This is a genomic window from Humitalea rosea (assembly GCF_003253705.1).
Lineage (GTDB): Bacteria > Pseudomonadota > Alphaproteobacteria > Acetobacterales > Acetobacteraceae > Humitalea > Humitalea rosea.
The window spans coordinates 198,812-215,144 of the sequence record NZ_QKYU01000003.1 but is presented as its reverse complement, the minus strand read 5'-3'; the positions used below and the strand labels follow the sequence as shown (position 1 = coordinate 215,144).

The following is a 16,333-nucleotide window of genomic DNA, read 5'->3' as shown; positions in this document are numbered from 1 at the left end:
GCCTGATCAGGCGGGATAGGGAAACCGGATGAAGCCGAAGCCGCCCGCCTTCATTGTCGCATAGGAGGAGAGCGGCACCTTCGGCAGCACCGCCAGGCTGGCGAGGGCGCAGGGGGTCGGCGCGTGCAGGTCGAAATCGCGCAGGCCGGGGACGTAGTGCTGCACCACCTCCCACCCGCCGAGCCAGGCAAGCGGCAGCCCCTTGGCCTCGCGCACCGCCGGGTCCGGGTCCTCCATCACTGGCCGGGCGCGGCCGGCCCAGGAGCGCAGCGACTGCTTGGCCACCACCCAGAACAGCATGTTGCTGACCCCGAAGCCGGGCGTCAGCGCCAGCTTCATGCGGAACATCTGGTCCATCGGCGTCTTGGCCTCCTCGCCGCGGCCGATGATGTCGGAGAAGGTCGATGCCTCCATCCACCAGGGCGAGGTCAGGTTGATCCAGTCGGGAAGCGGGTTTCCGTCCAGGTCATGCGTATGGCCGAGGCGGACCAGCAGCTTGCCTTTCGGCAGCTTGGCTTCCTCGGGGTAGGTGATGCCGCCGATGAAGCGGCCTTTGGCCGGGAACCAGCCCCGGGCGTAATCGCGGTTGCTCTCGCGGGCGGAGCCCTGGAATTCTGCGTCATTGCTGGCCATGCAACGAAGGCTAGCCCGTGATCGGGTCCCGCCATAGGGGGGGGGCGGGCCGCGGTCACGCCAAACTGAAGCGCCCGCCCGGGTTTCCCCGGACGGGCGCATTCCACGGATGCCGAAGCAGCCGCGCTCAGCCGGGGACGACGATGGCCGTGCGCAGCAGCGCCACGATGCCCGGAAGGGTATCGGCCGGCACCCAGACCGTCTCGGAGTTCTGGCCGCTGCCGATGGTCACCGGCACCAGACCCGGGCGGGGCTGCTGGACCAGGCTCTGATCGACATAGGTGATCGTCGCATTCTCGCCGGTGCCACTGGTCACGACGGCGCCGCCGCCCAGGATGTTGGTCTGTGGACCGATGTTGGTCTGTGGACCGGGGCCATATTCGATCATGGACGACTCGCCGCTGCCGATGGTGCGTGGATAGGAGACGAAACCTGCCCCGGCCTGGGCGGAGGCAAGGGGAGCAGCGAGGGCCACGGCAACGGCGGCGGTCAGGCTGCGAAGGGTGATCACAAGGGGTGTCCTCGGGTGCGGACGGGCCTGTCGGCACCGTCTGTCGATGTGAAGCCTTCGATCGACGCGTCAGCCATCGAACGCATGGTCTGACAGATCGGCCGCGATGGGGCGGCATCCGGTTGGATGCCGCCCCATTCACGAGACAGGACGGCTAGGCTCAGCCGGGGTTGCCGCTGCTCGCGCCCAGCAGGGCCACGACGCTCGGATGCATGCCGGCCGGGACCCACACGGTCTCGGAATCCTCGCCCGAGCCGATGGTCACGGGCACCAGGCCCGGACGGGGCTGCTGGACCACGCTCTGATCGAAGTAGGTGATCTTGGCGTTCTCGCCGGTGCCGCTGGTGGCCACGGCGCCACCGCCCACGACGTTGCCCTGCGCGCCGGGGCCGTAGTCGATCATCTGCGACTCACCGCTGCCGATGGTGCGCGGATAGGAGACGGAGACTTCCTCGGCCTGGGCGGCGGCGAAGGGGGCAGCGAGGGCCACGGCAACAGCGGCGGCGGCGGTCAGACTGCGAAGGGTGAAGCGAGCCATAATTCAGTGTCCTTTTGGTTGGGAGGGGCCTCTCGGTCCGTCTGTCATCCAATATGGGCGCCGCATCCATCGGTTCAGCCGCTGAAAAACTGATGATACCGATCGGTTATTGTGATAGGTTAGGCGCCATGATCGACGCCCTCACCCTCGACCAGCTCCGCATCTTCCTCGCCGTCGCCGATAGCGGCAGCTTCACCGGCGCGGGCAAGCAGCTCCAGCGGGTGCAGTCGGCGATCAGCCAGTCGATCCAGACGCTGGAGGTCACCCTCGGCCTCGCCCTGTTCGACCGCCGCGAGAAGAAGCCGCGCCTGACCCATGCGGGCCGTGCCCTGGTGGCCGACGCGCGGCGCGTCATCGCCGGGGCGGACATGCTGCGCGGCCGCGCCGAGAGCATCTCCAAGGGGCTGGAGGCGGAGCTGGCCATCGCCATCGGCCAGTTGCTGCCGCAGGATATCGGGATGGCGGTGCTGCGGGAGTTGCAGCAGCGCTTCCCCGAATTGCCGGTGCGCCTGCTGACCGGCGGCATCGCCGCACCCGAGCGGTATCTGCGCGCCGGCACGGTGGAGCTTGCGATCTTCCCGCTGGAGCTGACCCAGGCCACGGATCTGGAGGCGGAGTTCCTGCTGGAGGTCCCGCTGGTGCCCGTGGTCGCCTCCAGCCATCCCCTGGCCACGCTGCCGGGGCTGATCACGCGGCAGGAGATCTCCTCGCATGTGCAGCTCGTGCTGACCGATGCGATGACCACGGATGACTGGTCGCGCGGCGTGGTCAGCTCGGTGGTCTGGCGGTTCGCCGACATGAATGCGCGGATGGTGTTCCTGCTGAACGGCTTCGGCTGGTGCAACATGCCGCTGCATATGGTGGCGCCGCATCTGAAAAGCGGCGCGCTGACGCGGCTGCGGCTGACCGAGCAGGAAGGCTTCACCATGCAGCTGCATGCGGTCTATCAGCGCGGCCGGCCGCCGGGGCCCGCCGGGCGCTGGGTGATCGACCGGCTGCACGCGCATCTGGCGGCGCGGGGGAATTGAGGCCTCAGCCCCGGCCGCGCAGCCCCGCCCAGACCATCGCCAGCCGGTCGCCGAACCCGCGCGGCACCGGCACCGCCTGGCCCGCCGCCAGCCGCGCGAGGTCCCGCCGCGCCAGCACCCCGGGCAGGGCCGCCGCCGAGGGCACGCGCGCGCGCGGCAGCGCCGCCAGCCCCGCCCGCGCCAGCGCTTGCACCACCGGGGCGGCGGCCGTGGGATCGGCGATCACCGCCTCGGGCGAGAGCCCGTGGGCGGCCAGCGCGTCCAGCGGCAGCAGGCAGCGCCCTTGTGCCGCATGGGCGGCGACGCTGCGCAGCACCCCCGCCAGCCCATAGCCCGCGCCAAGGGCCTGCACCCCCGGCAGCGCCGCGCCCGGCACGCCGAGCACGCGGCCCATCGCCACCGCGAGCCCGCCCGCCCCGGCGCGGAGATAGGCCTGCAAGGCGGGCTCGGTCGGGATGCCCTCCTCGGCGACCTCGGCCTCCCGCGCATCGACCAAAGCGGTGAGTTCGGCGGCGGAGAGGGTGCCGGCCCGGATCAGCGCATGCAGCGGCTCGGCGACCTCATGCCGGCGCGGCGGCTGGCCGCTGGCGGCTTCCTCCAGCGCATCCCGCCACCATTGCAGCCGGATGAGGGCGGCCATCGGATGGCTCGCCGCCTCCCGCGCCCGTGCCAGCTCATGGTTGAAGGCGATCAGGACGCAGAGCGCGTCGCGCTTCGCCGGCGGGGCGAAGAGGGTCGCAAAAAAACGATCGGGATCGACGCGACGCGCGAAACCCATGATGGGTGGCAGGTCTTGTACCATGGGCCGCGACTTACCTCGCCCGGCGGTGCCGCGCCATCATGGCCGCGCGGTTGACGCCTCCATGGCTGCCGCCTACCTCGGAACAATCCCCCGTCACGGAGAAACGACCATGGCCTTCACCCTGCCCGCCCTGCCTTATGATGCGGCGGCGCTCGCCGCCTCCGGCATGTGCCAGGAAACGCTGGAGCTGCATCACGGCAAGCACCACAACGCCTATGTCACCGCGCTGAACGGGCTCATCGAGAGCAAGGGCCTCGCCGGCAAGAGCCTGGAGACCATCGTCGCCGAAGCCGGCCGCGCCGGGGCCGATGGCCTGCCCGTGCTGAACCAGGCCGGCCAGCATTGGAACCACACGCTGTTCTGGCAGGTGATGACGCCGAATGGCGGCGGCGACAGCCTGCCGGCCAAGATCGCGGCCAAGATCGAGAGCGACCTCGGCGGCCTGCCGGCCTTCAAGGAAGCCTTCAAGCAGGCCGGCGTGACCCAGTTCGGCTCGGGCTGGGCCTGGCTGATCCTCGATGCCAGCGGCAAGCTGAAGGTCACCAAGACCCCGAACGGCTCCAACCCGATCGCGACCGGCGAAGGCACGCCGATCCTGGGCGCCGACGTCTGGGAGCACGCCTATTACCTCGACTTCCGCAATGTTCGCCCGAACTACCTCCAGAACTTCCTGGACAAGCTGGTGAACTGGGAAATGGTCGAGAGCCTTATGGAGAAGGGCGGCATGGCCAGCGGCCAGTCGGCCTAGCTCAAACAGCCCCGCGCGCCGCTGCCCTCAGGGCGGCGGCGCGTAGGTCAGGCTTCCGGGAGCGGCGCCAAAGGCCGCGACCCGCGCCTCCAGCACATCCGGCCAGGGCGCGCGGCGCGGCGGCACCTGGATCACCATAGACCCCTCCCGCACCAGCATCAGGAAGATCCGCCCTTCCTCCGTGTCATAGGCGAGGAAGACGCCATCCTCGGCGCAGCCTTTGGGCGCGCAGGCATAGCTGTTGAGGTAGCGCCCCGCCGTCAGCTCAAGCCCCGGCCCGTCGAAGCGCACCGCGCGCGCCATGGCACCTTGCTGCCCGCCCGAGACCTGCCGCAGCAGCGAGGGCAGGTTCGGGTAGCTGACCAGCGCCAGCAGCGGCCGGCCGACATAAGACTCGTCCTCCGGGGACTCGTCCTCCGGCACCGCCGCCGCGGCCGTGCCCGCCAGGAGCACCCCCGCGAGCAGCCAGCGCCGCATCCTCATGCCTTGGTCGGCGCCGCGTCGTTGGCGGCCTCGGGCCGGACCACGCTGGAAATCGTGCCGCGCACGACCGACACCTTCACATTCGGCGCGATCTCGACCTCGATCTCATCCGAGCCTTCCTTGACCGAGGCGATTCGCCCGACCAGGCCGCCGGCGGTGATCACCCGGTCGTTGCGCTTGAGCGTGCCGAGCATGGCGCGGTGCTCCTTCATCTTCTTCTGCTGCGGGCGGATCAGCAGGAAGTAGAAGACGACGAAAATGAGGATAAGTGGTGCCAATTGCATCACCATCCCGCCGGCGCCACCGGCGGCATCCTGGGCATAGGCAGGCGAGATGAACATGAGTAAGGCGCTCCGGCTTGTGGTGATTTGCGGCGGAACCTAGCCTCCGGGCCTTATCCGTCAATCCTGGAAATCTCGCCTTGGACACCAGTTTGCTTACTCGCATCGTAGAAGCGCTCGAACGGCTGGCCCCGCCGCCGCCGCCGCCGCCCGCCCCGGAGGGGGCGGATGCCTTCGTCTGGCACCCCTCGCCCGCCCGGCTGGTGCCGGTCGCCCGCGTCGCCGCGGTCGAGATCGGCCTGCTCAAGGGCATCGACAGCCAGAAGGGCCTGCTGGTCGAGAACACCCAGCGCTTCGCCCGCGGCCTGCCGGCCAACAACGCCATGCTCTGGGGCGCGCGGGGCACCGGCAAATCCTCGCTGGTCAAGGCCGCCCATGCCGCGGTCCCCGCCGGCAGCGTCGCGCTGATCGAGATCGCCCGGGAGGATATCCGCACCCTGCCCGAGCTGCTCAACCATCTCCGCGCCCAGCCCCGGCGCTGCCTGGTGTTCTGCGACGACCTGTCCTTCGAGCGCGAGGATGCCGACTACAAGGCGCTGAAATCCGTGCTGGATGGTGGCATCGAGGGGCGCCCTGCGAATGTGCTGTTCTACGCCACCTCCAACCGCCGGCACCTGATGCCGCGCGACATGATGGAGAACGAGGCCTCGACCGCGATCAACCCCGCCGAGGCGGTGGAGGAGAAGGTCTCCCTCTCCGACCGCTTCGGGCTCTGGATCGGCTTCCACAACTGCGACCAGCCGACCTATTTCGCCATGGTCGCGGCCTATGCCGAGGCCTTCGGCATCACGGTCGATCCCGAGATTCTCCGTCGCGAGGCCCAGGCCTGGCAGGTCGGGCGCGGGGCGCGCTCCGGCCGCGTCGCCTGGCAATTCGTGCTGGATCTGGCCGCGCGCCACGGGGTCCAGGTCGCGGCGTGAGCGGCGCCCGGCGGCAGGGCGGGCGCTTCCTCAACCCGGACGGCTCGCCGGCCGGGCAGACGCTGGGCGCGGTGTTCCGGATGATGCGGGAGGGGCGCGGCGCGCCCTGGCCCGCCCGGGTGGAGAACCGCCCGTACCCGCCGCCGCCCGCGACCGTGCCGCCGGGCCATGCCGCCATCACCTATATCGGCCATGCGAGTTTTCTGATCCGCCTCGCCGATGGCACCGCGCTGCTGACCGATCCGATCTTTTCCGAGCGCTGTTCGCCGCTCTCCTGGGCCGGGCCGAAGCGGGTGCGCGATCCGGGGCTGGCGCTGGCCGCCCTGCCGCGCATCGACGCCGTGCTGCTGAGCCACGGCCATTACGACCACCTCGATCTGCCGAGCCTGCGGGCGCTCAAGGCGCCGCTGATCGTCACCGGCCTCGGGCAGGACCGCTTCCTGGCGCGGAACGGCGTGGCGGGGGCGGTGGCGCTGGACTGGTGGCAGTCCCACCCGCTGCCCGGCGGGCATCGCGCGACCTACCTCCCCGCCCGGCATTTTTCGGCGCGCGGGGTGCTGGACCGGGCGAAATCGCTCTGGGGCGGCTTCGCGCTGGAGACGGCGGATGGCGGGCGGCTGTGCTTTCTCGGCGATACCGGCTGGGGCGCGCATCTGGCCGAGATCGGCGAAAAGGCCGGCCCCTTCGGCGCGGCGCTGATCCCGATCGGGGCCTATGAGCCGCGCTGGTTCATGCAGGTCGTCCATATCGACCCCACCGAGGCGGTCGCGACCCGCCACGCCATCCAGGCCCGCGTGGCGCTCGCCATGCACCACGGCACCTTCAAGCTGACGCGGGAGGCGATCGACGCCCCGGCCCAGGGCCTGGTCGCGGCGCGCGACGCGGCCGGGGATGCGCCGGAGAGCTTTCTCATCCCCGATGTCGGCGAGAGCCTGGTGGTGGATCTGCGGGTTTGATCCGCACCACCGCCCGGCTTTTGGAGTTCTGCTGGCGCCAGGGCGGCTGGCCCGCGATCCTGCGGATGCTGCGCTGGCAGGTCGGCGGCCGCATCACCGGGATGCCGTCGATCGCGCCCTTCATCGGCGGCACGCGGCTGGTGCTGCGGCGCGGCCTGTCCTCGGCGACCGCGGCGCATTACGTCGGGCTGACCGATCCGGCCGAGATGATGCTCTGCCTGCACCTGCTGCGGCCGGGCGACAGGATGACCGATGTCGGCGCCAATATCGGGATCTACACCCTGCTGGCGGCGGGGGTCTGCGGGGCGCAGGTGGTGGCGGTCGAACCCTCCCCCGGCACCTTGCCGCATCTGGCCGACACTATCGCGCTGAACGGGATCGGCGACCGGGTGACGGTCCATGCCGTGGCGCTGGGGGCGGCCACGGGGCGGCTGCGGATCACCAGCCGGCGGGGTGCGGCCAACCGGGTGCTGCTGCCGGGCGAGACCGATGCCGCCGAGGAGGTGCCCGTCACCACCCTGGACGCGCTCGGCCCCGCGCCTTTGCTGCTGAAGCTGGATGTGGAGGGCTATGAGGCCGAGATCCTGCGCGGCGGGCCGAACACCCTGGCCGATCCCACGCTGCGGGCGGTGATCGTCGAGACCAATGGCCATGGCGCGCGCTGGGGCGGGGATGCCGCCACGCTGCATGGGCTGATGCTGGCGGCGGGGTTCGTCGCCGCCGACTACGATCCCGCCACGCGGCGGCTGTCGCGGCGGGAGGGGCCGGGGTTCCCGAATACGGTGTTCGTGCGGGACTGGGACTGGGTTTCCGCGCGGCTCGCGTCAGGCCGCAACGGGGTTTGAGCGGCGCGCCGGCACGGTCGTTGACAGGCCGGAACGCTGGAAATTAGGGTCCAGGCAAGAGTTGGAGGAGACCCGGAGATGCCCACGCCGCCGATCAAGATCCCGGTGCTCCACCACATCAACCTCAAGACCACCCGCTTGCAGGAGATGATCGACTGGTACGGCACCGTCATCGGCTGCACGCCCATGCACCAGTTTCCCGGCGGCGCCTGGCTCACCAATGACGCGGCCAACCATCGCATCGCGCTGCTGACCGCGCCCAGGATCAAGGACGACCCGGAGCGCATCCTGCACACCGGGATGCATCATTCCGCCTTCGAATACGCGAGCCTGGATGATCTGCTGGACAGCTTCGAGCGGCTGGATGGCCTTGGCATCAGGCCGCATATGATGCTCGACCACGGGCTGACGACCTCGTTCTATTACCTCGACCCGGATGGCAACAGCGTCGAGCTGCAATGCGACAATTTCGGCGACTGGGCGGCCTCCAGCGACTGGATCAGGACCTCGCCCGATTTCGCCGCCAATCCCATCGGCGCCCCGGTCGATCCGCAGCAGATGCTGGCCGCGCGCAAGGCCGGCGCCAGCACCGAGGAGCTGCATCGCCGCGCCTATGCCGGGGAATTCCCGCCGGGGCAGCCGATGGATTTCCGCTTCCCGATGGACCCGTGAGGGTCAGCCCAGCACCTCGGGGTTGATCACATGGATCGGCGCCCCGGCGGCGTAGGCCGTGATCTGGTCGAAGATGTCGGAGAACTGGATTTCGTATTCGTCGCGCGAGACGTAGCCGATATGCGGCGTGCAGATCACCTGCGGCATGTTCAGCAGCGGCTCGGCGGTGTCGCGCAGCGGCTCCTGCTCATAGACATCCACCGCCGCCATGCCGGGGCGCCCGGCCTGTAGGGCCGCCACCAGCGCGCCCGGCGCGATCAGCCCCGCCCGGCTGGTGTTCACCAGCAGCGCATCGGGCCGCATGGCCGCCAGATCCTCGGCGGTGACGATCCCGCGCGTGGCATCGACCAGGCGCATCTGCAACGAGATGACATCGCAGGCCGCGAAGAAGCTGGCCTTGTCCGGGGCCGCCTCATGGCCCTCGGCGATCGCCCGCGCCCGGCTCGCCGCCCGCGCCCAGACCAGCACCTTCATGCCGAAGGCCCGGCCATAGCCCGCGACCGTCGCCCCGATCCGGCCATAGCCGAAAAGGCCCAGGGTCCGCCCGCGCAAGGTGCTGCCGACGCCGATCTGCCACTGCCCGGCCTTCAGCGCGGCCATCTGCTGCGGGATCTGCCGCATCGCCGCCAGCACCAGCCCCCAGCACAGCTCGGCCGCGGCATAGGAGGGGGTGCCGGGATGCTGGTCGGAGGACAGGATCACCCCATGCCGGGTGCAGGCCGCGACATCGACATGCGGATAGACGCTGCGCTGGCTGATCAGCCGCAGCTTCGGCAGCCGCTCCAGCAGGGCCACGCCGATCTTGGTGCGCTCGCGGATCAGCACCAGCACTTCGGTGTCCCGCAGCCGCTCGGCGAGCCGCTCCGTGTCCTGGACATGGTCGTTCCAGACCGTGACCTCGAACCCCGCGAGCTTCTGGAAGCAGGGCAGGCCGCGCAGCGTGTCGAAATAATCGTCGAGGATGGTGACCCGGATGGGGGCGGCAAGGGGTGTCATGGGTTCCCTCCCTCTGTCGCCCGGACGGTCAGCGGGCGGGGATCGTCGCCATCCCCATCCAGGGCCGCAGCACCTCGGGCAGGGCGATGCTGCCATCTTCCTGCTGATGCGTCTCCAGCACCGCGATCAGCGCGCGGCCGACCGCGACGCCGCTGCCGTTCAGCGTATGGACGAAGGCGGTGCCCTTCTGGCCTTCCGGCCGGTAGCGCGCGCCCATCCGCCTGGCCTGGAAGTCGAGGCAGTTGGAGCAGGAGGAAATCTCCCGCCAAGCCCCCTGCCCCGGCAGCCAGACCTCCAGGTCATAGGTCTTGGCGGCCGCGAAGCCGGTATCGCCCGAGCACAGCAGCACCCGGCGCCAGACCAGGCCGAGCGCGGTCAGCACCGCCTCGGCGCATGCGGTCATGCGCTCATGCTCGGCGGCACTGTCCTCGGGGCGGCAGATGGCGACCATCTCGACCTTGGCGAACTGGTGCTGGCGCAGCATGCCGCGCACGTCGCGCCCGGCGCTGCCGGCCTCGGCGCGGAAGCAGGGCGTCAAGGCGGTGAAGCGCAGCGGCAGCTCGGGGATGATCTCCCCGGCCACGAGGTTGGTCAGCGGCACCTCGGCGGTCGGAATGAGAAAACGGCCGTCCGTGGTCTGGAACAAATCATCCTCGAACTTCGGCAATTGGCCGGTGCCGTACATGGTCTCGCGGTTCACCAGCAGCGGCGGCGAGATTTCGGTGAAGCCATGGGCATCGGTGTGCAGGGTCAGCATCCACTGGCCGAGCGCCCGCTCCAGCCGCGCCAGCGCGCCGCGCAGCACGGTGAAGCGGCTGCCGGCGAGCTTGGCGGCGGCGCCGAAATCCATCAGCCCCAGCGCCTCGCCCAGCTCGAAATGCTGGCGCGGGGTGAAAGGCAGGTTCGGGATCGCGCCATGCTGGCGCAGGACGATGTTGTCCGCCTCATCCGCGCCCTCGGGCACCGAGGCATCGAGCAGGTTCGGCAAGGCTTCGAGGATACGGGCCTGTTCCGCCTCGGCCGCGGCGGCCTCGGCCTCCATGGCGCCCATCGCCTCGCGCAGGCCGGTCGCCTCGGCCTCCAGGGGGGCGGTGTCGGCGCCGCTGCGGCGGCCCTGGCCGATCTCCTTGGCCAAGGCGTTGCGCCGGGCCTGGGCCTCCTGCGCCGCCGCCAAGGCGACCCGGCGGCGTTCATCCACCGCGAGCAGGACCGGAGACACCGGCGCCATCTTGCGCCGTGCCAGCGCCGCGTCGAACCCGGCGGGGTCGGCGCGGACGGCCTTCACGTCATGCATCAGCTCTTCTCTTTTGCTTTCTCTTTCTTCGCCTTGTCGCGGGCCATGAGCACCGCCGCGAGGATCGAGATCTCGTAAAGCGCGATCAGCGGGATCGCGAGGCCGATCTGGCTGATGATGTCCGGCGGCGTGATGATGGCGGCGGCCACGAACATGCCGACCACGGCATAGCGCCGCCCCTTCTTCAGCCCATCGACGCTGACGATGCCGACCTTGGCCATCAGGGTCAGCAGCACCGGCAACTGGAAGGCGATGCCGAAGGCCAGGATCATATGCATGACCAGCGAGAGGTATTCGCTGACCTTGGCCTCCAGCTGCACCGGCAACTGGCCGGTGCCCGGCGGCGTCTCGAAGGAGATGAAGAATTTCCAGGCCAGCGGGAAGATGAAGTAATAGGCCAGCGCCGCGCCGGCCACGAACAGGAAGGGCGAGGCGACGAGGAAGGGCGCGATCGCCCGCTTCTCGCTGCGATACAGCCCCGGCGCGATGAACAGCCAAAGCTGCGTGGACCAGATCGGGAAGCTGAAGAAGGTCGCGCCGAAGAAGGCGACCTTGAGGTAGGTGAAGAAGGCCTCGTAGAGCGCGGTGAAGATCATCCGCCGCTCGGCGCCGCCGCTCTGCTTCATCAGGATGTCGGCCAAGGGCTGGGCCAGGAAGCCGTAGATCTGCGCGGAGAAATAGTAGCAGACGCCGAAGGACAGCAGGAAGGCGCCGGCCGACCACATCAGCCGCGTGCGCAGCTCCATCAGATGCTCCATGAGGGGCATCGGCTTGTCGTCGATCACATCATCCTGGTCGCGCGGCACGGGCTATCCCTGTTTTCCTGGCCTGTCGTCGGGGCCTGTCGCTTGTCGTGGTGTCAGACGCTCGGCTTGGCCGCGGCACTCACATCCGGGGGCACGAAGGTCGGGACGGCGGGCGGCGCCGGCGTGGCGTCGGCGGCCGGGTTGGGCGCCGGCGTGCCGCTGCGGCCCTGGTCGGGGTCATGCATCGATGGCCGCGGCACATAGGGCTGGGTCGCGATGGCGACGCCGGGCGGCACGAAGGCGGGCGCCTCCACGGGCGCCGGCGGCTCCCAGGCCGGGGGCGCCAGCGTGTCGGGCTTCAGTGTGTCGGGCGCCAGCGTGTCGGGCGCCAGCGTGTCGGTCGAGGCCGGGGTCGAGGTCGAGGTCGAGGTCGGGTTCAGCGGGTTCTGCGAGAAGGTGTCGCGAATCCCGCCATCCTTGTCGACCGCCTTCTCGATCTGTCCCTTCAGGTCGAAGCGGCGGATGTCGGCGATGGACTGGCGCAGATCCTGCACGCCCGCGTCCTTGGCGACCTCATCCACCTGGGATTGGAATTCACCCGCCATACGACGCAGCTTCTGGATGCCGCGCGCGACACCCTTCACTGCCTCAGGCAGATCCTTGGGGCCAATCACGACGAGGGCGACCACGGCGATCAAGGCGATTTCTGACCAGGCTAGGTCGAACATGCGATTTCGTGGCGTTCCGGTGAGACAGGTTGCAGCGGGTTAGCAGGAACCCGGCCATGCGCCAATGTGGGGTGTCGAGATGACCGGCGGGAGGGGGTCCTCACGCGACATCGGGGGCAAAGGCGAAGGCGCGATCCGCATCCGCCGCGATCCGCACCCGGTCCCCCCGCGCCAGCATCACCCCGGCCGGCATACGGGCATGCAGATGCAGCAGCCCCCCCGCCCCATCCGCCACCGCCAGATGCACCATGGTGGTGGCGCCGAGCATGCGGCAGGCCTCGACCTCGGCCGCGACACCCACCTCGGCCGGGCGCAGCCCCTCGGGCCGCCAGAACACCTCGGCCGGCCCGTCGGCGAGGCCAGGGGCCGCGACCGGGCCCAGCACGGTCGTGGCGATCCCCCCCGCGACCATCGCCGGCAGCCGGTTCACCTCGCCGAGGAAGGTCGCGACGAAGCGGCTCGCCGGGCGCAAATACAGATCGGCCGGCCGGCCAAGCTGCTCGATCCGCCCGCCCCGCATCAGCGCGATGCGGTCGGCCATGAACAGGGCTTCCTCGGCGTCATGGGTCACGAGCAGGGTCGCGGTGCCGGCTTCCTGCAGCACATGCAGCGTGTCGTCGCGCACCTGTTCCCGCAGACGGGCGTCGAGGCTGGCGAAAGCTTCATCCAACAGCAACACGGCGGGGCGCGGCGCCAGGGCGCGGGCCAGCGCCACGCGCTGCTGCTGCCCGCCCGAGAGGGTATGCGGCCAGGCCTGGGCGAAATCGGCCAGCCCCACCCGGGCCAGCGCCTCGGCCACCCGCGCCCGGCGCTCCCCCCGCCCGACGCGGCGCAGCCCGAAGCCGACATTGTCGGCGACGGTCAGATGCGGGAACAGCGCGTAATCCTGGAACACGAAGCCGACCGAGCGCTGCTCGGGCGGCACCTCCCGCCCCGGTTCGGCGACGCGGCGGCCGGCGATCTCGATGGCGCCAAGCTGCACCGGCTCCAGCCCCGCGATCAGCCGCAGCAGCGTGGTCTTGCCGTCGCCCGAGGGGCCGAGCAGGCAGACGATCTCCCCCGCCGCGACGCTCAGATCGACGCCGCGCAGCACCTCGCGCCCGGCGTAGCCGTGGTGCATGCCCGTCAGGGTGAGGGTCATCGCGGGCTTGTCACAGGGCCAGGCCCGGCCCGCCGCCCGGAAGCAGATCCTCCCGCTTGGGCAGGTCGGCCAGCGAGGCGAGGCCGAATTGCAGCAGGAAGGCCGGGGTGGTGCCCCAGAGGGTCGGCCGCCCCGGCGCCTCGCGCCGCCCACGGGGGGCGACCAGCCCCATCTCCAGCAGCGCGTCCAGCGTGGTCTGCGACAGCGCGGTGCCGCGGATGTCCTCGATGTCGCCCCGGGTGCAGGGCTGGTGCCAGGCGATGATCGAGAGTGTTTCCATCGCGACCCGCGGCAGCCGCTTCGGCACCTCGACGATCTTGGTCAGCATCGCCGCCAGATCCGGCGCGGTGCGGAAGGCGTAGCCGCCGGCCACGGCCACCGGCTCCACGCCATGCCCGGCATAGGCCTCGGCCAGCGCCGCCAGCACCTCGCGCGCCTCCGCGCCCTCGGGCAGCGCGGCCTGGAGCTTGTCCAGCGTGACCGGGGCGGCGGCGGCGAAGAGCAGCGCCTCGGCGATGCGGAGGGCGTCAGGCGGCGCGGACATCCGCGACCTCCCGCCGCTGCAACAGGATGGGGCCGAAATCGCGATCCTGGCGCAATTCCAGCATCCCGCCGCGCGCCAGTTCCAGGCTGGCGACCAGCGTGCTGGCCAGGGCCGCGCGCTGCTCGACCGGGTCGATCAGCCCCTCCGGCACGAAACGCGCGAGCATGGCCCAGGACGGCAATGCCCCGAGCATCACGGTCAGCCGCGCCACCGCATCCTGCACCGTCCAGATCCGGCGGGCTTTCGGGCGGTAGGGCCGGCGTGCCGCGATTCGCCGCAGCACCCCGCCATAGGCCGCCAGCAGCGCCGGCAGATCGGCGGCGATGCCGCTGCGGTCCTCGATGGTCAGGCTTTCCGGGGCGCCACGGGCGAAGACCTCCTGGCCAAGCTGCGGCCGGCGTTGCAGCCAGCGCGTCGCCTCCCGCATCCGCTCCAACTCGATCAGCCGCTCGGCGAGGCGCCCGGCCAGCACCTCGGGCGATAAGGCATCCGGATCGGGCTCGGGATCGGGCAGCAGCAGGCGGGACTTCAGCCAGGCGAGCCAGGCCGCCATCACCAGCCAATCCGCCGCCTGTTCCAGCCGCACCGCCGCCTGGATCACCGCCAGGAACTGGTCCACCAAAGCGACGATCGAGATCTTGGCCAGATCCACCTTCTGGGAGCGCGCGAGGTCCAGCAGCAGGTCGAGCGGGCCCTCATAGCCCTCCAGATGCAGGGTCGGCACCGGCTCCTCGCTCATCAGCCATGGCCCGTGATGGTCAGCACCGCGCGCAGCGCCGCCCCCACCACAGTCCGCAGCGCCCAGCCGATCGGGTCGATCCCCCCCGGCAGCCGGGGCAGGATCACCAAGGCGAAGATCACCACCAGCAGCCCGACCCGTTCCAGCCGCGCGACGGCCATGGCGGCGCGATAGGGCAGCAGCCCGACCAGGATGCGCCCGCCATCCAGCGGCGGGATCGGCAGCAGGTTGAACAGGCCGAGGATCAGGTTGGAGACGATCATCAGCCCGAGGAACTGCGTCAGCCAGGCCGCGACCTCATAGGGCAGCGCATCGGCGAACCAAGCCAGCGGATGCGCCGCCAGCGCCGCCAGGATCGCCAGCACGAAATTCACCGCCGGCCCCGCCGCCGCCACCCGCACCATGCCCCAGCGCGGATCGCGCATCTGGCGCGGGTTCACCGGCACCGGCCTGGCCCAGCCGAACAGCACCTCCACCCGCCCGATCGTCAGCAGCTGCGAGATCACCAGGAAGCCCGGCAGCAGCAGCGTGCCGACCAGATCGACATGCCGCAGCGGGTTCAGCGACAGCCGCCCGGCATCGCGCGCGGTCGGATCGCCCTCGGCCAGCGCGGCATAGCCATGCGCCGCCTCATGCAAGGTGATCGCCAGCACCGCGGCAAGCACCGCGGCCGCGAGGCTGGGGAGCCACTCCATCACGCCGTGTGTCCCGCCATCTGGCCCGCCATCTGGCCCGCCATGCCGCGCGCCCGCGCCATCCGCTCCTGCGCCCGCGCCGTCATCGCCGGGCAGCCGGCCAGCAGCGCCGCGGTCTCGGCGAAGACGCCCGAGCAATGCAGCACCAGATCGCAGCCCGCCGCCAGCGCCGCCTCGGCCAGATCCAGGCTGTCCCCGGCCAGCGCCTTCATCGTCAGATCGTCCGAGACCAGCACCCCGTCGAAGCCGACATAGCCACGGATGATCTCCTCGATGATGCGGGGGGAGAGCGTGGCGCAGTGCACGTCATCCCAGGCGGGATAGACGATATGCGCGGTCATGGCCCAGGGGATCACCCCGGCCAGCGCCTGGAACGGGGCCAGATCCGCGGCCAGCACCTCAGCCGCGACCGCGACCACCGGCAGGTCCAGGTGGCTGTCGGCCGTGGCGCGGCCATGGCCCGGGATATGCTTCATCACCGGCACGCAGCCCGCGTCCAGCAGCCCCCGCGCCCAGGCGAGGCCGAGCCGCGCGACCTCGGCCGGATCGGCGGAAAACGCGCGGTCGCCGATCACCGAATGCGCGCCGGGCAGGCGCAGATCCAGCACCGGGGCGCAGATGGTGTCGATCCCGGCGGCGACCGCGATCGCCCCCATCGCGCCCGCGCAGGCATGGGCGGCGGCATCCGGCCTGCCCTCGAAGCTCGCGGCGGGGGGGAATTCCGGCCAGAACGGCGCCCGCAGCCGGGCCACCCGGCCGCCTTCCTGATCGACCAGGATCGGCGCCATGGCGCCCAGCACGTCGCGGACCGAATCGGTCAGCGCCCGCAGCTGCGCCGGGCTTTCGACATTGCGGCGGAACAGGATGACGCCGGCCGGCGGCATCCGCTTCAGCAGGGCGACTTCCTCAGCCGTCAGCCGTGGCCCGGCGAGGCCGACCACGGCGGCACGAGGAGTATGGGGCATGGGGTGAG

The 16,333-nt window shown here is 70.7% G+C and carries 21 protein-coding genes; 6 read left to right on the top strand and 15 right to left on the bottom strand.

Annotated features, from left to right (window positions below; translation table 11 throughout):
• Positions 1 to 6: 6 nt before the first annotated feature.
• From C8P66_RS04160 to C8P66_RS04150, 3 genes are all read right to left on the bottom strand, one after another.
• A complete protein-coding gene (locus C8P66_RS04160; RefSeq protein WP_111396883.1) occupies positions 7 to 633 on the bottom strand; it encodes a hypothetical protein in 627 nt (208 codons plus the stop codon).
• A 127-nt stretch (positions 634 to 760) separates the two neighbouring features.
• Positions 761 to 1,144, bottom strand: coding sequence for a hypothetical protein (locus C8P66_RS04155; protein ID WP_146422707.1), 384 nt, complete (start codon positions 1,142 to 1,144; stop codon positions 761 to 763).
• A 160-nt stretch (positions 1,145 to 1,304) separates the two neighbouring features.
• Complete coding sequence (locus C8P66_RS04150; protein ID WP_146422705.1) at positions 1,305 to 1,682, bottom strand: hypothetical protein; 378 nt, start codon at positions 1,680 to 1,682, stop codon at positions 1,305 to 1,307.
• A gap of 128 nt (positions 1,683 to 1,810) precedes the next feature.
• Here C8P66_RS04150 and C8P66_RS04145 point away from each other — a divergent pair, with 128 nt between their 5' ends.
• A complete protein-coding gene (locus C8P66_RS04145; protein ID WP_111396880.1) occupies positions 1,811 to 2,710 on the top strand; it encodes a LysR family transcriptional regulator in 900 nt (299 codons plus the stop codon).
• Positions 2,711 to 2,714: 4 nt separating this feature from the next.
• Here C8P66_RS04145 and C8P66_RS04140 read toward each other — a convergent pair whose 3' ends face one another.
• Positions 2,715 to 3,512, bottom strand: a complete 798-nt coding sequence (locus C8P66_RS04140; protein WP_170141549.1) for a phytoene/squalene synthase family protein — start codon at positions 3,510 to 3,512, stop codon at positions 2,715 to 2,717.
• A gap of 109 nt (positions 3,513 to 3,621) precedes the next feature.
• Between C8P66_RS04140 and C8P66_RS04135 the strand changes: the two genes are divergently transcribed.
• Positions 3,622 to 4,260: a superoxide dismutase gene (locus C8P66_RS04135; RefSeq protein WP_111396878.1), complete on the top strand. Its 639-nt coding sequence runs from the start codon at positions 3,622 to 3,624 to the stop codon at positions 4,258 to 4,260.
• A 27-nt stretch (positions 4,261 to 4,287) separates the two neighbouring features.
• Here the strand turns inward: C8P66_RS04135 and C8P66_RS04130 are convergent, their stop codons facing one another.
• Positions 4,288 to 4,743 carry a hypothetical protein gene (locus tag C8P66_RS04130; RefSeq protein ID WP_158537088.1) on the bottom strand — a complete coding sequence of 152 codons (456 nt, stop codon included), beginning with the start codon at positions 4,741 to 4,743 and terminating at the stop codon, positions 4,288 to 4,290.
• The gene (gene yajC, locus C8P66_RS04125) at positions 4,740 to 5,084 is read right to left on the bottom strand and encodes a preprotein translocase subunit YajC (RefSeq protein WP_111396876.1); all 345 of its coding nucleotides are present in this window, start codon (positions 5,082 to 5,084) and stop codon (positions 4,740 to 4,742) included. Before yajC ends, C8P66_RS04130 begins: the two co-directional genes overlap by 4 nt.
• Before the next feature lie 80 nt (positions 5,085 to 5,164).
• Between yajC and C8P66_RS04120 the strand changes: the two genes are divergently transcribed.
• The 4 genes from C8P66_RS04120 (at position 5,165) to C8P66_RS04105 (ending at position 8,477) form a co-directional block, all read left to right on the top strand.
• Complete coding sequence (locus C8P66_RS04120) at positions 5,165 to 6,004, top strand: ATP-binding protein (RefSeq protein ID WP_111396875.1); 840 nt, start codon at positions 5,165 to 5,167, stop codon at positions 6,002 to 6,004.
• Complete coding sequence (locus C8P66_RS04115) at positions 6,001 to 6,960, top strand: MBL fold metallo-hydrolase (RefSeq protein ID WP_245903201.1); 960 nt, start codon at positions 6,001 to 6,003, stop codon at positions 6,958 to 6,960. Before C8P66_RS04120 ends, C8P66_RS04115 begins: the two co-directional genes overlap by 4 nt.
• Positions 6,957 to 7,805, top strand: a complete 849-nt coding sequence (locus tag C8P66_RS04110; protein WP_111396874.1) for an FkbM family methyltransferase — start codon at positions 6,957 to 6,959, stop codon at positions 7,803 to 7,805. Before C8P66_RS04115 ends, C8P66_RS04110 begins: the two co-directional genes overlap by 4 nt.
• A gap of 78 nt (positions 7,806 to 7,883) precedes the next feature.
• The gene (locus C8P66_RS04105) at positions 7,884 to 8,477 is read left to right on the top strand and encodes a VOC family protein (RefSeq protein WP_111396873.1); all 594 of its coding nucleotides are present in this window, start codon (positions 7,884 to 7,886) and stop codon (positions 8,475 to 8,477) included.
• A 3-nt stretch (positions 8,478 to 8,480) separates the two neighbouring features.
• On the opposite strand, the gene C8P66_RS04100 is transcribed toward C8P66_RS04105, so the two are convergent.
• The 9 genes from C8P66_RS04100 to nagZ all read right to left on the bottom strand — a co-directional run bounded on the left by C8P66_RS04100 (position 8,481) and on the right by nagZ (position 16,325).
• A complete protein-coding gene (locus C8P66_RS04100; RefSeq protein WP_245903200.1) occupies positions 8,481 to 9,473 on the bottom strand; it encodes a D-2-hydroxyacid dehydrogenase family protein in 993 nt (330 codons plus the stop codon).
• A 28-nt stretch (positions 9,474 to 9,501) separates the two neighbouring features.
• Positions 9,502 to 10,767, bottom strand: a complete 1,266-nt coding sequence (gene serS, locus C8P66_RS04095; RefSeq protein ID WP_111396872.1) for a serine--tRNA ligase — start codon at positions 10,765 to 10,767, stop codon at positions 9,502 to 9,504.
• Positions 10,767 to 11,573 (bottom strand): twin-arginine translocase subunit TatC, encoded by an 807-nt coding sequence (tatC, locus tag C8P66_RS04090; RefSeq protein WP_245903199.1) that lies wholly within the window; start codon positions 11,571 to 11,573, stop codon positions 10,767 to 10,769. Before tatC ends, serS begins: the two co-directional genes overlap by 1 nt.
• Before the next feature lie 53 nt (positions 11,574 to 11,626).
• Positions 11,627 to 12,241, bottom strand: coding sequence for a Sec-independent protein translocase protein TatB (tatB, locus tag C8P66_RS04085; protein ID WP_111396871.1), 615 nt, complete (start codon positions 12,239 to 12,241; stop codon positions 11,627 to 11,629).
• Between the two features lie 100 nt (positions 12,242 to 12,341).
• Complete coding sequence (locus C8P66_RS04080) at positions 12,342 to 13,382, bottom strand: ABC transporter ATP-binding protein (RefSeq protein WP_111396870.1); 1,041 nt, start codon at positions 13,380 to 13,382, stop codon at positions 12,342 to 12,344.
• Positions 13,383 to 13,392: 10 nt separating this feature from the next.
• A complete protein-coding gene (gene scpB, locus C8P66_RS04075) occupies positions 13,393 to 13,926 on the bottom strand; it encodes an SMC-Scp complex subunit ScpB (RefSeq protein WP_111396869.1) in 534 nt (177 codons plus the stop codon).
• Positions 13,910 to 14,665 (bottom strand): segregation and condensation protein A, encoded by a 756-nt coding sequence (locus C8P66_RS04070; protein ID WP_111396868.1) that lies wholly within the window; start codon positions 14,663 to 14,665, stop codon positions 13,910 to 13,912. Before C8P66_RS04070 ends, scpB begins: the two co-directional genes overlap by 17 nt.
• Entirely contained in the window at positions 14,665 to 15,360 is a 696-nt protein-coding gene (locus C8P66_RS04065) for a site-2 protease family protein (RefSeq protein ID WP_111396867.1), read from the bottom strand. The genes C8P66_RS04070 and C8P66_RS04065 overlap by 1 nt, the downstream gene beginning before the upstream one ends.
• On the bottom strand, positions 15,360 to 16,325 hold the full coding sequence (nagZ, locus tag C8P66_RS04060; protein WP_111396866.1) for a beta-N-acetylhexosaminidase: 966 nt from the start codon (positions 16,323 to 16,325) through the stop codon (positions 15,360 to 15,362). Before nagZ ends, C8P66_RS04065 begins: the two co-directional genes overlap by 1 nt.
• Positions 16,326 to 16,333 lie beyond the last annotated feature (8 nt).

Coding starts and splice junctions, on each gene's coding strand:
- C8P66_RS04145 (WP_111396880.1), top strand. CDS start 1,811: ATGATCGACGCCCTCACCCTCGACCAGCTCCGCATCTTCCTCGCCGTC.
- C8P66_RS04160 (WP_111396883.1), bottom strand. CDS start 633: ATGGCCAGCAATGACGCAGAATTCCAGGGCTCCGCCCGCGAGAGCAAC.
- scpB (WP_111396869.1), bottom strand. CDS start 13,926: ATGTCCGCGCCGCCTGACGCCCTCCGCATCGCCGAGGCGCTGCTCTTC.
- C8P66_RS04100 (WP_245903200.1), bottom strand. CDS start 9,473: ATGACACCCCTTGCCGCCCCCATCCGGGTCACCATCCTCGACGATTAT.
- C8P66_RS04140 (WP_170141549.1), bottom strand. CDS start 3,512: ATGGTACAAGACCTGCCACCCATCATGGGTTTCGCGCGTCGCGTCGAT.
- C8P66_RS04130 (WP_158537088.1), bottom strand. CDS start 4,743: ATGAGGATGCGGCGCTGGCTGCTCGCGGGGGTGCTCCTGGCGGGCACG.
- C8P66_RS04135 (WP_111396878.1), top strand. CDS start 3,622: ATGGCCTTCACCCTGCCCGCCCTGCCTTATGATGCGGCGGCGCTCGCC.
- tatB (WP_111396871.1), bottom strand. CDS start 12,241: ATGTTCGACCTAGCCTGGTCAGAAATCGCCTTGATCGCCGTGGTCGCC.
- C8P66_RS04070 (WP_111396868.1), bottom strand. CDS start 14,665: ATGAGCGAGGAGCCGGTGCCGACCCTGCATCTGGAGGGCTATGAGGGC.
- C8P66_RS04080 (WP_111396870.1), bottom strand. CDS start 13,382: ATGACCCTCACCCTGACGGGCATGCACCACGGCTACGCCGGGCGCGAG.
- nagZ (WP_111396866.1), bottom strand. CDS start 16,325: ATGCCCCATACTCCTCGTGCCGCCGTGGTCGGCCTCGCCGGGCCACGG.
- C8P66_RS04105 (WP_111396873.1), top strand. CDS start 7,884: ATGCCCACGCCGCCGATCAAGATCCCGGTGCTCCACCACATCAACCTC.
- C8P66_RS04150 (WP_146422705.1), bottom strand. CDS start 1,682: ATGGCTCGCTTCACCCTTCGCAGTCTGACCGCCGCCGCCGCTGTTGCC.
- yajC (WP_111396876.1), bottom strand. CDS start 5,084: ATGTTCATCTCGCCTGCCTATGCCCAGGATGCCGCCGGTGGCGCCGGC.
- serS (WP_111396872.1), bottom strand. CDS start 10,767: ATGCATGACGTGAAGGCCGTCCGCGCCGACCCCGCCGGGTTCGACGCG.
- C8P66_RS04065 (WP_111396867.1), bottom strand. CDS start 15,360: ATGGAGTGGCTCCCCAGCCTCGCGGCCGCGGTGCTTGCCGCGGTGCTG.